The 13,559-nt window shown below is 40.4% G+C and carries 13 protein-coding genes; 11 read left to right on the top strand and 2 right to left on the bottom strand.

The window, feature by feature from the left end; all coding sequences use genetic code 11:
• The first annotated feature begins 81 nt into the window (after positions 1-81).
• The 6 genes from IWA51_RS04650 to IWA51_RS04675 are packed head-to-tail and all read left to right on the top strand — an operon-like array spanning position 82 to position 7,190.
• Positions 82-1,002: a formylglycine-generating enzyme family protein gene (locus IWA51_RS04650; protein ID WP_198443408.1), complete on the top strand. Its 921-nt coding sequence runs from the start codon at positions 82-84 to the stop codon at positions 1,000-1,002.
• Positions 1,002-1,952 carry a PhoH family protein gene (locus tag IWA51_RS04655; RefSeq protein ID WP_329601792.1) on the top strand — a complete coding sequence of 317 codons (951 nt, stop codon included), beginning with the start codon at positions 1,002-1,004 and terminating at the stop codon, positions 1,950-1,952. The genes IWA51_RS04650 and IWA51_RS04655 overlap by 1 nt, the downstream gene beginning before the upstream one ends.
• A complete protein-coding gene (locus IWA51_RS04660; protein ID WP_230402710.1) occupies positions 1,924-3,720 on the top strand; it encodes an HD family phosphohydrolase in 1,797 nt (598 codons plus the stop codon). The genes IWA51_RS04655 and IWA51_RS04660 overlap by 29 nt, the downstream gene beginning before the upstream one ends.
• Positions 3,710-4,192, top strand: a complete 483-nt coding sequence (gene ybeY, locus IWA51_RS04665) for an rRNA maturation RNase YbeY (protein ID WP_177527391.1) — start codon at positions 3,710-3,712, stop codon at positions 4,190-4,192. The genes IWA51_RS04660 and ybeY overlap by 11 nt, the downstream gene beginning before the upstream one ends.
• 21 nt (positions 4,193-4,213) lie before the next feature.
• Positions 4,214-5,002 carry a hemolysin family protein gene (locus IWA51_RS04670; RefSeq protein WP_230402711.1) on the top strand — a complete coding sequence of 263 codons (789 nt, stop codon included), beginning with the start codon at positions 4,214-4,216 and terminating at the stop codon, positions 5,000-5,002.
• Between the two features lie 22 nt (positions 5,003-5,024).
• A complete protein-coding gene (locus IWA51_RS04675) occupies positions 5,025-7,190 on the top strand; it encodes a tetratricopeptide repeat protein (protein WP_198443409.1) in 2,166 nt (721 codons plus the stop codon).
• Between the two features lie 47 nt (positions 7,191-7,237).
• On the opposite strand, the gene IWA51_RS04680 is transcribed toward IWA51_RS04675, so the two are convergent.
• Together IWA51_RS04680 and IWA51_RS04685 are read right to left on the bottom strand one after the other, a co-directional pair.
• Entirely contained in the window at positions 7,238-7,759 is a 522-nt protein-coding gene (locus tag IWA51_RS04680; RefSeq protein WP_198443410.1) for a tetratricopeptide repeat protein, read from the bottom strand.
• Positions 7,719-8,249, bottom strand: coding sequence for a hypothetical protein (locus IWA51_RS04685; protein WP_198443411.1), 531 nt, complete (start codon positions 8,247-8,249; stop codon positions 7,719-7,721). The genes IWA51_RS04680 and IWA51_RS04685 overlap by 41 nt, the downstream gene beginning before the upstream one ends.
• 140 nt (positions 8,250-8,389) lie before the next feature.
• Between IWA51_RS04685 and IWA51_RS04690 the strand changes: the two genes are divergently transcribed.
• The 5 genes from IWA51_RS04690 to IWA51_RS04710 all read left to right on the top strand — a co-directional run bounded on the left by IWA51_RS04690 (position 8,390) and on the right by IWA51_RS04710 (position 13,558).
• The gene (locus tag IWA51_RS04690; RefSeq protein ID WP_177527395.1) at positions 8,390-8,671 is read left to right on the top strand and encodes a CRISPR-associated protein Cas2; all 282 of its coding nucleotides are present in this window, start codon (positions 8,390-8,392) and stop codon (positions 8,669-8,671) included.
• 92 nt (positions 8,672-8,763) lie between these two features.
• A protein-coding gene (prfB, locus tag IWA51_RS04695; protein WP_177527396.1) for a peptide chain release factor 2 occupies positions 8,764-9,910 on the top strand; the annotation gives its coding sequence in 2 pieces (ribosomal slippage) (positions 8,764-8,832 and positions 8,834-9,910; 1,146 coding nt in all).
• A gap of 2 nt (positions 9,911-9,912) precedes the next feature.
• Complete coding sequence (locus tag IWA51_RS04700) at positions 9,913-11,673, top strand: hypothetical protein (protein WP_198443412.1); 1,761 nt, start codon at positions 9,913-9,915, stop codon at positions 11,671-11,673.
• Positions 11,674-11,699: 26 nt separating this feature from the next.
• The gene (ftsY, locus tag IWA51_RS04705; RefSeq protein WP_198443413.1) at positions 11,700-12,572 is read left to right on the top strand and encodes a signal recognition particle-docking protein FtsY; all 873 of its coding nucleotides are present in this window, start codon (positions 11,700-11,702) and stop codon (positions 12,570-12,572) included.
• Positions 12,573-12,574: 2 nt separating this feature from the next.
• Entirely contained in the window at positions 12,575-13,558 is a 984-nt protein-coding gene (locus IWA51_RS04710) for a hypothetical protein (protein ID WP_198443414.1), read from the top strand.
• Position 13,559: the final 1 nt, after the last annotated feature.

Below are 13,559 nucleotides of genomic sequence, written 5' to 3' on the forward strand. Positions count from 1 at the left end.
TGTTTCAAAGTCCAACTGATTGCATTATGATTTGTCTAATGATATAATTAATTGTTTAACGCAGTTTATTTGGAGGCTATTGTGTCTGTTAGAAAAATTATTTTGAGTTCCATCATTTTGATGTATACTGCATTTGCATTTGCTATAGATGAAGTGTTTTTGAACGGGTTTTCTTCAAGATTAATCAAATTGGACGGTGCAGTTTTTTCAATGGGTTCTGATTCTTTTGAGAAAAATGAAGCACCGGTTCACGATGTTGCAGTTAATTCTTTTTACATGCTTTCAACTGAAGTTACGCAGAATGATTATGAAAGTATTGTCGGTTTAAACTATTCCCATAATAAAAATCCGCTTAAGCCTGTTGAAGAAGTAAGCTGGTATGATGCTGTTGTTTTCTGCAATTTATTGAGCGCTGCATATGGATATGAACCCTGCTATTCTTTAATGGGAAAAACTGATGTTTTGGAATGGGGCGTTGTTCCCAGAGTAAATGACAGTGAAGAAATGAAAGCAGTATGGAATTCAATTGAATGCAATTTTTCTGCCGGTGGATTCAGACTTCCGACTGAGGCCGAATGGGAATATGCTGCAAAGTCAGCTTCAGGAGAAGAAAAAGATTCCTGGAATTTAAGCAGCTCTGATGGTTCAACAAGGACAGTTAGGTCTGGTTCTTCTGATTCAAAGGGATTTTACGATTTGGCCGGAAATGTATGGGAATGGTGTCAGGACTGGTACGGCTGGTATGACTCTTCTGTATTATGTAATGAAAATGATAAGGATTCTTCTGGACGCAGAATACGCAGGGGCGGTTCTTATTTAAGTGATGCTTCTTTCTGCCGTGCTGAAAACAGGGCAAGCAGCGAGCCTTCATTGCGCGGTGTAGATTTGGGATTCCGTGTCGTTAAATCTGCAGCTGATGTTACTGAAGATTACTTGGATTCAGAGTCTGAAGATATTGTAACAGAGTCTTCTGATGCCGTTGTTACTGACGCTGCCAAATAGTGTCTTTGTATACGATTATTATTCCGCAGAGTGAAGTATTACACAGAATCTGCGGAACCAACGATTCTAATCTTTCTCTGATTGAAAACTTTCTTGGTGTTTCTGTTTTTGCAAGAGGAAACGAGTTGAGTGTTAATTCCGAAGATAAAGAGACAACAGAGAATTTTAGATTTATTATTGACAGAATCAGCGATGAGTTTTCTGTAAATGAGTCAACAGGTACCGACAGAGAAATAATTCAGTCTGTGCTTAATACTGAAGTTTCGGGGAAAATATCTGATGTTTCGGTAAGTATTCCCGGAGCATTCAAAAGAATTTATCCTGAAACCAAAGGACAGGCTGATTTGATTTTGGCGATGCGCTCTTCTGATCTTGTTTTTGCTCTGGGACCTGCAGGAAGCGGAAAGACTTATCTTGCGGCCGCAGAAGCTTTAAGACTGCTTCTTTGTCATAAAGTTTCTTCTATTGTTATTACGCGGCCTGTTGTTGAAGCCGGTGAAAGCCTGGGGTACCTGCCCGGTGATCTTCAGGAAAAAATAAATCCTTATATTAAACCGCTTTATGATGCAATGAATTCTATTCTTCCCCGCGAAACTATTAAAAAACTTAACGACAATAATCTGATTGAAACAGCACCTCTTGCGTATATGCGCGGACGAACCCTTAAAAATTGTGCTGTTATTCTTGACGAGGCGCAGAATACAACTCCTGAACAGATGAAAATGTTTCTTACAAGGATGGGTGAAAATTCAAAGGTCTTTATTACAGGCGATCCGACACAGGTTGATCTTCCGCCAAGAATTCAGTCGGGACTTGTGCATTCTACAAAAATTCTGAACAATATAAAAGGTATTTCTATAGTTGAGCTTACCTCGACAGACGTGGTAAGAAATCCGTTGGTTAAACAAATTATTCAGGCTTATGAAAATGAAGAAAGACAGGGATTCTAATAAAAAAGGAACTTTTTCTTATATTATGGGATCGGTTGGACGGTATATTAAATCCAATTATTCGGTTTTAATAATGATTTTTGTGACTTTTGTCGTCTGTTCCGGACTTTCGTTTGTGAAGATTGCAACAACAAGTACAATTTCTTCCTATAATCTTGAGGATTATGAGATTGGTCAGATTTCTGATATAACAATCAAGGCTACAAAAAGTCTTGCACCTGATGCTTATAATCCTGTTTCTGTTGAAAAAGATGAAAAGGTAATCAGAAAAGGTTTTCCAATTACGGAAGAGGGGTATGCTAAACTCAAGAAAATGGCAGAGGCTCCGGCTTATATTGACTACAGGGCATTTGCCAATTCTGTTATCTTTCACCTTTTGAACTGTATTCTGTTTTTCTTTTTCAGAAGCCGTCTGTATTTTAAGAGAAAAATTGAATTTAAAGAAATTGTTACGGAATGTCTGTTCTATCTTGTAATTTATGCCATGGCTATTTTTGCAAGCAAGACAGTTTTGTTTTCTTCTGCATTTGCTATGCCTGTAATTATTCCTTCTACATTGTGTGTGGTTCTTGTGGCAATTCTTTTTGGCCAGCTTAATGCGGTCTTTTTTTCTATAGTTGTTTCCCTCGGGGTTCTTAACGCGGCTTCTTACCAGCTTGTGCCGTTTCTTTTTACGCTTACAATTTCGCTTGCTACTTCAAGGATTGTAAATAAAATTGAACGCCGCATTGATATGATTTTTGCATCTCTTTTGCAGGCTCTTCTTAATGTAGTTTTTCTTCTTGTGTTCAAGGTTATTTTCAATGATTCCATGAACGAAGCTGTTCTTTCACTTACCGGTGTTGCGTTTAACGGGTTTATTTCGGGAATTCTCTGTCTTGGACTTCTGACGCCTTTGGAAATGATTCTGAATACGGCATCGCCGTTCCGCCTGATGGAACTTAGTGATTTGAATAATCCTGTAATGAAAAAAATGCTTGTTACCTGCAGCGGTACTTACAATCATTCAATGATGGTTGCTTCTCTTGCCGAAGCTGCCTGCCGCGAAATCGGGGCAAATTCTCTTTTGGCAAGAGTGGGCGCTTATTACCACGACATCGGTAAAATGGATAATCCCGAGTATTTTGTTGAAAACCAGAATGGCGGTGAAAATATTCATAAGGCAATAAATCCTTCACTTTCTGTAAGCATAATCCGCAGTCATGTAAAGAGGGGAATGGAAAAGGCCCATGCAATGCGTTTGCCACAGCAGATTGTTGATATTATCGGCGAACATCACGGTAACCAGGTTATTGCTTATTTTTATAATGAGGCAAAGCAGTCCGACCCGAATGCCAGTTCTGATGATTATGCATATACAGGAAATCCCCCTTCGACAAAGGAAAGCGCTGTTGTTATGCTCGCAGATACAGTAGAAGCTGCCTGTCGTACACTTGAAAAGCCGTCTGTTCCGCGTCTGGATAAATTTATTTCGGCACTGATTAACGGAAAAATTGAACTTCACCAGCTGGATAACTGCGATCTTACTTTCAATGATTTGACAAAAATCCACGATTCGTTTGTTCAGATTCTGGCGGGGTATTATCACAGCCGTATTGAATATCCTGACCAGAAAGATCCTGATTCAGGAAGTGTTTCTGCAGAAAAAGACAGAACTCTTGATAAGAGCGCAGAAAAAACTTCAGTTCAGGAAAGTAAAACCAGAGAAAAAACTGCGTCAAAATCTGATGAGCCAAAGAAGACAAGGGGAAAGAATAATGCCAAATAGAATTCTTGTTGATACAGAAGAGGGAATTCCTGTTCCTGAATGGATTTCAAAAGTAGAGCCGTTTTTTTTGAAGGCAATGGACAGGGCCGGTTATGACGGTCAGGAAGTTTCAATTTTATTCTGCTCAGATGAGTTTATCCGCAAATTGAATTCTGATTACAGAAATATTGACAGCCCCACCGATGTTTTGAGTTTTGAAAACGGCGGAACTTATTGTGATGATGACGGTACAGAATGGCTTGAAGCAGGTGACATTGCAGTAAGCCTTGAGACTCTTCCGAAGAATGCAGAATATTTTGATGTTGACTGCAATGACGAACTTAAACGGCTGCTTGTTCACGGAATGCTTCATCTTAACGGATTTGACCATGGTGAAGAGCATGTTGAGAAAGGTGTTGAACCTGTCTGCGAAATGCTCAGAATTCAAAAAGAAATATTAGACTCTCTTGAGTCGGAAAAAATAATAGGATAATACTTTTATATGGGTTTATTTATGTTTGGTAAAAAAAAGTCAAAAAAAGAAGACAATTCTTCACTTGCAGTGGATGAAAAACAGCAGGATTTACTTGCCGAAGAAAAAAATGACATGATTCAGGGAGTTGAAGATCTTTCTGTTACTACGGTAAAAGAAGTTATGGTTCCCAGAATTGATGTGGATTTTATTTCGATAGAAACTCCTGAAGAAGAACTTCTTAAGCGTGTTACCGAAAGCGGACACTCGAGGTTTCCTGTTTATTCAGGTTCGATAGATAATGTTGTTGGCGTTCTGTATGTAAAGGATTTGATTAAGGCTTTTGCAAACAGGCAGAGCGTTGATTTGGAGCGCATTATACGCAAGGCATATTTTGTTCCGGAAAGCAAACGTATTGACGGACTGCTGCGCGAATTCAAAAGAAAGCATCTTCATATTGCCATCGCAATTGATGAATACGGCGGAATAAGTGGCATTGTCTGCATGGAAGATATTATAGAAGAAATTGTCGGTGATATTCAGGATGAGTTTGACAACGAAAGGGAAGATATAATTTCTCTGGGAAACAATGTGTGGATTTGTGATGCCCGCGTGGATCTGGATAATCTTAATGAAACAATAGGGGCATCTTTCCCGGCTGAAGATTTTGATACTCTGGGCGGATTTGTTTTTGATTTGTTCGGGAAAATTCCTGTTAAATTTGAAAAAGTTTCGTGGAATCAGTATGATTTTATAGTTCAGGAAATGGAAGGCCATAAAGTCAATACAATTAAAGTCGTTTATCACGGATCGGAAGATGACAGAAATTAATTTGCCTTTTACGGAGTGATACTTGAAAAAATCTGCATGTAAATTCATTTTATTTGTATTTCTCTCTTTGTTTGCAGCTGTTTATGCTTTTGCTGTTCCTTCAGGAACTTATTCTGCGCTGGATTATTTTTCTGAAGCTGAACAACTTAGAAACCGTAATGATTTTTTGGGGGCTACAGAACTTTACCGTGAGGCACTGGAATTGAACCCAAAGTACGGTGATGCCTGGTATAGTCTTGCACTGTGCTGTTACAATCTAAAGAATTATGATCTGGCTTTGGAATATGCCGGTAATGCAGAGAAATATTCAAAAAACATGGATTCTGTGCGAAATCTTCAGGGAATGTCTCTTGTTTGTCTTGGACGTCTTGATGAAGCAGAAAAGATTTTTTCTTCCATACTTGAAACAAGTCCCAATAATATTGATGCCCGTTTTGGACTCGCAGAACTGGATCTTCTTGACGGAAAAATTTCTTCTGCCGAATTTTTGTATTCCGAAGCGCTTAAACGTGATGGAACCAACCGCAAGGCTCTTTTGAGTCTTGCCCTGGTCAGCGCAGAAATGGGAAAAACAGAGTCGGCTGCAAATTATATATCGCAGGCACTGGAGTCACACAGCGGATCTTCGGAAGTTCATTACCTGGCTGCCTATCTTGCTGCAAAAAGCGGAAATCTTCGTGAAGCAGAACTCCGTGCGAGAAGTGCAATTCAGATTCAGACGGATTTTGATGATGCCTATGCTCTTCTTTCGTCTATACTTTATACTCAAGGCCGGTATGATGAAGTTTTGGATATATGTTTGTTCAGGATAGGAAGAAACAGAAATCTTTCTGACGCGTGGTATCTTATGGGCCTTTCGCAGAAAAAGAAGGGTGATGTTGAAGGCGCTCTTAAAAGTTTTGAAACAGGTCTTTCGCTGAACCCACAGGATGAAGTGATGCGTGCCTGTTTTGAACAAACTGTTGCCGACAATATTCCCGTAGAAGACAGCAGACGGCAGGGTTGGGCTTCTTTTCATATTTCAAAAGCCCGTGAATATGCCGCTAAATTTGACGGCCCGGGGGAACGTTTTGAATATCAGAAAGCTCTTTCTGTAGCACCGCTTGATTTGTCAGTAAGACAGAACTTTGCAGATTTGCTCAGCAGGGAAGGGCTTTACGAACTTTACCTGAAACAGCTTGATTTTATAAGTGCAAATTCTGTTCCGGTTGTGACGCAGGAAGATAATGTACGCAGAAATGAAAATTCGCCGGAAGTCAAAAAGACCGCTGTTCAAATTCGTAATGAAGATTCCGCTGAAGCCTTGAAGAATTTAATGGCCGGAAATCTTTCAGAACGATGGAATGTGGATCCGTTTTATCTGGACAAAACGCGGTGGAACATTGGTCTTTACTTTCAGAAAAAAAATGTAAGGCTTATTCACGCCGACTTGGAAGAGATTGCTGTTCGTGCGGCCGGTGATATTTTTTCTGCAGTTCCATCCACTTCTGTAGATGTTCTTACGGAACCGATCGGCGGTTATTCTGATGCATTCCGTCACGCGCGCTCTTCGGGAAGGGATTATTTTATTATTATTTCCCCCGAAGAAAGCGAACGTTCCTTTGGACTCAAGGCTTATATATATTCTGCAAGGACGGGAACAAAAACTACTGAAATTGACATATACAGGACAGGCAATGACTGTATGGCGCGCACTCTGCGAAGATTCAGACGGTCTGTTCTGGACATTCTTCCTATTCGCGGAAAGATTGTTTCGGCAACAAACGGAACACTTCTGGTAGATTTGGGGCGCAGTGACGGAATAACGGCAGGTTCAAAATTTGATGTTGTACGCAGGGGCAGTATACGCACAAAAGACAGGGGACCGGGAATTACTTATGATGAAAAAAATATTCTTGGTACCTTTACGGCCGTCACTGTCAATGAAGAACTGTGTTCCGGTGAATACAAAAAACGCGGTTTTTATGATGTGATGAATGCAGGGGATGAAGTTGTTCTTGTGGAACTTTCTGAAAATTCCGGCAGCAGTGAAAGTGTTGCTTCTTCTGCAAGACCTGCCGCTGATTCTTCTGGAGAGCCTGTGGTTCAGAATTCAGAAAGTAATGAAGATGCTTCTTCTGTTAAAGAGGCGCTTAAAATTCAGCCAAGAGAATCAGAACTGGTTGGTCTTATCAGAAATATAATTTGATTAAAAAAAACAGCCCGCTTTTTTGTGCAGGCTGCTTGGACATACATTTATTGTTCTATTGGTGCCCGGTACAAATCCAAGGAACTTTCTATCCAGCGGTTTGTAAGTTGGGGATAGGTTTCTGCGAGACCTAGAAATACACTGACAGCTGTGTCGTAATTTTCCATAAAGTAATGGGATTCTCCAAGATAAAAAGCTGCCCGCGCTGAAGTTTCTTTTGTTCTGTTCTGGGCAAGAAATTTTTGGAGAGAAACTGCGGCGTCTGAATATTTTTTCTTTATAAACGTTGTCTTCAGTATGTCGAACAGAAGGTAGTCGTCACCGCCAGGAGGACTTATCAGGTCTTCGTCAAAAATATACGGACTGAGTTTTTTTGTTCGTACGCTTTCTTTTTTCTGCCTGATAAAAGAAGACGCCGTTTCTTGTGTTTTTTTGCTTATTGTTTTTTCGTGTTTTGTTCCGTCTCCAAGAATGTCTACATAGGGAAGTGGAAGTTCCCTTATTTCACCGTTTTCGTATGTTTTTGGTTCAATAGTGGGCTGTTTTGCTGCTGTTTTTTCTGAAGACAATTGTTTTTTTTTCGTAATAAACGGACCTTGCTCCTATTACCGTGGAATTTACTCCCGGAATCAACACTTCGAGAAGGGTTCCCGCATTTTGTTCTGTTCCGCTGTCAAGCTCTTCGTCATAAAAAAGCGGCTCTGTTTCTTTTGTACCGCTTTTTGTGAGTGAAAGAACTGCATAGTAATATTCAACCGAAGGATTTACGGTGTCTGTGTAGGAGATTGTTCCGGCTGGAAGTATTGCAAGTGGCTTTAGTTCTGTAAGGCTGCGGAAGTCTTTTATTGGCCTTGTATTTCTGTAAATTTTAAAGCCGCTTACATATATTCCCTGCCGCTCTTTTGGAAGAATCCATGATACTGTTATTAAATTGTCTGCAGTTCCTTCTGCATTTATTCCTGTCACTACAGGTCTTGCACTTTGTGAAAAAACAGGTACTCTGAATATTGAGCAGACTGCGACTATTGTAAGGAAGTGAAAAATTCCGGTTGGTTTCATACACATATAATGTAACAAATTGAGGGATTTTTCAACCCGTAGATTTTTGAACTGTTTTTTGCTGGCGGAAAGGATTTGTGCGGCTGGAAAACCGGTGCCTGTGTTTGACAATAATTGCACTTTCATTTATTCTATATTGTATGTTTGTTTCGGTAATTGTCGAACCCGGTAGCATTGAAAGCGGAAAGGATTTGACTGATATTCTGACAAAATTTGCATTCTCGAAGATTCAGCGTTTCTGCTGGGAAAATATGCGCTTTAGTGAAAGTGATATTGTTGCATTGAAAAAAGACATTGACCGCGTGACAGATTATTATGACAAAGTAAGGTTCTATCAGTTTCCTGTTGAAGGCCAGTTTGTAATTACAGAACTGCGGCAGAAAAAATGGAGACGGTGTGCCTTTGCTCCCTGTGCAAAATAAATGGAATCTCTAAAAATTGCAATTTTTGGAGATAACCTAAATTGTTTTTTGCCCGCATGTATTTTGCGGAGAATATTTTTTGAGGATAAATTATGCTTGAGGATTTAAGAGTTCCTATTTCGGAGTTGAAGGAAAATATCATGGATGTCTGGGGGCGTCTTTGACCCGGATGAGATTGACAAAAAAATAGCAGAAAAAGAAGCTCTTACTACGGCACCCGGTTTTTGGGACGACAATGACAAAGCTACCAGGGTTATGAATGACATAAAAATGCTTAAGGGAAGAATTGAACCCTGGCGCGAACTTATTCAGGAAGTTTCTGATATGGAAACCCTGTATGACCTTGGTGTAGAAGAAAATGACCAGAGCGTCGAAAAAGAACTTAAAGAACTTTATGAAAAGGCAAAGGCAAAATACGACCACGAAAGTATATTGAATCTTCTTAGTGATGAAGTTGACAAAAACGACTGTTTCCTTTCTGTTCATGCAGGAGCCGGCGGAACCGAAGCCTGTGACTGGACATTTATGCTCAGCCGCATGTACCAGCGCTGGGCAGAACGCCACGGTTACAAAACAGAAGTTCTTTCTGAAGAAGAAGCAGAAGGCGGACTCAAGTCTATCAATATGAAGATTTCGGGTCCCTATGTTTACGGTTATACAAAAGGTGAGGCAGGTGTTCACAGACTTGTCAGAATAAGTCCTTTTGACGCAAATGCCAGAAGACATACTTCGTTTGCATCGGTTTACGTTTTTCCTGTTCTGGATGACAGTATTGAAGTCAAAATTGATCCGAAGGATTTGAGAATAGATACTTTCAGGGCCGGAGGAAAAGGCGGACAGCATGTCAACAAAACAGAGTCTGCCGTACGCTTTACGCATCTTCCGACAGGAATCGTTGTTCAGTGTGAAAGTGAACGTTCGCAGCTTATGAACAGAGCTACGGCAATGAGTATTCTGCGTTCAAGACTTTATGAATATTACAAGGAACAGCGCGAGAAGGACAATATGAAATTTGCCGGCGAGAAAAAAGATATTTCTTTCGGAAGCCAGATCCGCTCTTACGTTTTCCAGCCTTATACCATGGTTAAGGATCACCGTACAAAATATTCTGTCGGAAACATTCAGGGTGTTATGGACGGGGACATTGACGGCTTTTTGGACGAATACCTTTCTGCAAAATGGAAGGGACTGCCGGCATCTTCTTCTGACGATGATGACGATATCGGGGACGACGCATAAAGATGTTCTTTTTGAGACCGTCTGCGCTCAGGAAAACAGTTGCATCGTTTTTGATGACAGCTGCTCTTTCCTGTTTGCATGCGGATGATTGGGTAATAGCGGCAAGAAAATTCTCTTTTGCCCAAAAAGGGACACGCTCTTCTGTTGCGGAAGGCGCGGCATCCCTTATTCCCACTCTTGTTCTTGAAAGAATTTCGGTCGGGCTTGACAGAGAAACTTCGGCAGAAGAACTCAAGGACCGTGAGTATGAAAAATTCCGCACTGAACGGCAGTCTCTTTTTCTTCAGCTTTCGAAGGAAGTGAAGGAAAGGGATTCTGTTGTCGTTTCTGAGCGGAATGCAGACCGTGCACAAAAGAAAATTGCAGAAATTGAAAAAAAAATTGACGGAATAAAAAAGGATATTGATGAGAATATAAAAAAATCATCGCCCGATTATTCTTCTGAAAATGATCCTGAAAAAAAGGCGCCGTCTTTTTTTCATGCGCCTCCCTTTTTAAGAAAAAATCATGCTTCTGATATTCCGGCTCGGGAAGAACATGTTGTGCTTTACAAAAACAGTCCTGATTCTCTTTTTGAAGCTGAAGGTTCTGTCGGTGAAAGACGGTTTGAAAAAGCCGTGATTGATGCCAAAATAAACGGACTGATTGACGGAGTGATAAACGTTTACGGGGACTACGCTTCTGTAACATGCACTCTTAGGGTTTTTCCGGGCGCAAAGGTTTTGGGAACGGTTACAGAAGTCGGGCCGCTTTCTGATGTAATAAGCATTGCAGGAAACATTGCGCGCTATATTGTTCCAGTTGTGACGAACAGTCTTCCGGCAGAAATTTTTTTTGATATTCAGCCTGAGGAATGCCGTTCTTCTGTAAAAATTATTTTTGACGGAGTTGTATACAATAAAGTTCCGCCTAAAATAATTGCGCGTCCCGGAATTCATTCGCTTGAAGTTGAATGTGACGGTTTTGTTTCAAAATCTTTGGCATATAATTTTTCCGGCGGAATTCAGCACAGGGTTTTTATTCCCATGGAAAAAACAAATCCTGCCGTAGTAAGCCTGACTCTTTTTGATCCTGTTCCGGGAAGTCTTTATGCCGACGGAATTTTTTCGGGAAGAATTTCACATGGAATTCCGTCTGCTTCGGCTACTGTAAACGGAAGTCCTGTTATGGGACGGTTTGTTTCTGAAGAAAGAGGAATTGAAAAAGTAGAAGAAGAATATACTGATAGTTCCGGTAAGAAAAAAACAAGAATTGTAGAGAAGCCCGGAGACAAACTTGGATTTTTTTATTACATTCCTGAAAATCTTCAGAAAGACGGGGTGCAGCTTGTGGTAAAGGGAAAGAGCGTTGACAATGCTGCGGTTATTGACAAAAGACGAATTTGGACATACAGGGGATATACTGCACTGGTTCTTTCACTTCCTGTAACTTTGTTTGGAACAGGAAAATATAATTCTTCTGTGAACGCATATAATTCAGGATATCTGGGTGATATTTCTGAAGTTGAAAAATGGAATACAGTTCGTATTGTTTCTGGCGGTATAACAATTGCGTGTGCTTCTTTCTTTGTGTTTGAATTGGTGCGTTATCTCAGGGCTGCCAGTTCTGTTCTTCCGCAGAATGCAGTTTATGCCGATGATGATACTATTGAAGCGGCAAGGGAAAAGTCTCTTTTGATTGTGGATGAAAAAGTTTCTTCTGAAGTTTTGGAAGAGGCTTCTGATGTTTCTGAAGAAACGTCCGCTGAAAATGCAGATAAATAATTTTAAATATTTTTTTAGAGGTAATTATGGCAAAAACTTCTTTTGGACAGAAACTCAAGGCATTGTTCGGAATACATAAAAACAGCGATTCTGATTTTTTTGAAGAACTCACTGATGCTCTTATTGAAGGGGACGTTGGTGCCCGCACTGCTGTAGAAATTGTAGACAGTCTTGAAAAAAAATGCCGCGAAGGAAAAGTTTCAGGCGAAAACGCAATTACTTCTGAACTTGAAAAAATACTTTTGGAATTTGTCCATGCACAAAAACTTTCACCCGTCGAAGGAAAAGTAAATGTTTATATGGTTCTTGGTGTTAACGGTGTCGGCAAAACTACGAGCGTTGCAAAAATGGCAAAACTTTTTTCTTCTGCCGGAACCGGTGTAATTATGGCTGCCTCCGATACGTTCAGGGCCGCTGCTGTTGACCAGATTGCAATGCACGGCGAAAAACTCGGAATACGCGTTGTAAAGCACCAGATGGGAAGTGATCCTTCGGCCGTTGTTTTTGACGCTGCCGAAGCCTGCCGTGCCGGTGGAGGGGGACTCGTTCTTGCCGATACTGCGGGCCGTCTTCACAATAAAGAAAATCTTGTTAACGAGCTCAAGAAGATAGACAGAATTGCAGCATCAAAAGCTGATGAAGGCTGTTATAAAAAAATTCTTGTGATTGACGCGACAACAGGACAGAATGCACTCAGGCAGGCAGAAGTGTTTAATGAGGCAGTCGGTGTAGACGCTCTTGTTCTTACAAAATATGACTCTACTGCACGCGGTGGCGTTCTTATTTCTATAGGAAAGGAATTGGGAATTCCTGCAGCATTTGTATGCAACGGTGAAAAATATGCAGATATTGCACAATTCAATCCGCAGGGGTATATAAAGGAATTTCTGGGACTTTAACAATGGATTTTGCCACTGCTGTTCTCTCATTTTATCTTCTCTTTCCGAATCTTTATGCCTCTCAGAAATGGTTTAAGGCCGTTCTTCCTGTGCCGCAGCTTTTTGTTTCGGAACAAAGAAGAGAAGAGTCCGTTGAAGAAAAAATAAAATCAGTGCAGAATTTTCTCTTTGCAACCGATGACGCAATTCCGCAGGATTTTTTTTCAGAAGAAAATGTCGCAAATGTTTCCGAAGAAGAAAAACCTGTATCGGAACGTTTGTATCTGGATTCAGAAAATAAAATGAGACTGTTTGAATACGGCGAAGAAAAATTTATTCCGCTTGCTTCATATACAAAAGAAGTTGATTCTTCTCTTGGGCAGTCGCTTGTGTCTGTTAACAGTGATTGTGTTACCCGCGTTGAATTTGACAGTGATTATCTTCCGAAAGAAAAACTTGTCTGGGAAAATGCTTCAACAGAAAAAGACTCTGTTCTGCTTTCAAAGACTTCCTGGACTTATTCGGCACTGGGAGAGTCTGTTGTGACAGAAGAAAATTTTGCTGCAGGGACGGTTGTTGTTTCTGAAAAAAATGCTGCGGGTCTTGTTACAAAACGCAGTTTTTATTCGGTAAAAAAAGATCCACTTTCGACAGAAAATAATCCGCTTCCTGATATTAAGATTCTTGAATCTTCTGTGAGCATGACATGGGACAGTGAAAAAAGAATTCTTTCTGAAGAAGAAATTTTGTATTCCGCGGAAGAAGAAAATAAAAATGACAGCGGCTTTGTACGAAAAAAAGTTTTTTCTTATACAGGAATTTCTCAGACACCGGATATGCGTTTTTATGAAAACGGAAAACTCAGGCTTGTAAGCAGATATCTTGATGACAAAACCTGTATTGAAACAATGTACTTTGACGGCGGCTTTACTGTTATTGCTCGCTATGAAAATGGAATCAGGACTGATGAAAAGATTTCGTCACCGGGCTTTGAAGAAGGAAGGTAGT

The organism is Treponema peruense (genome assembly GCF_016117655.1).
Lineage (GTDB): Bacteria > Spirochaetota > Spirochaetia > Treponematales > Treponemataceae > Treponema_D > Treponema_D peruense.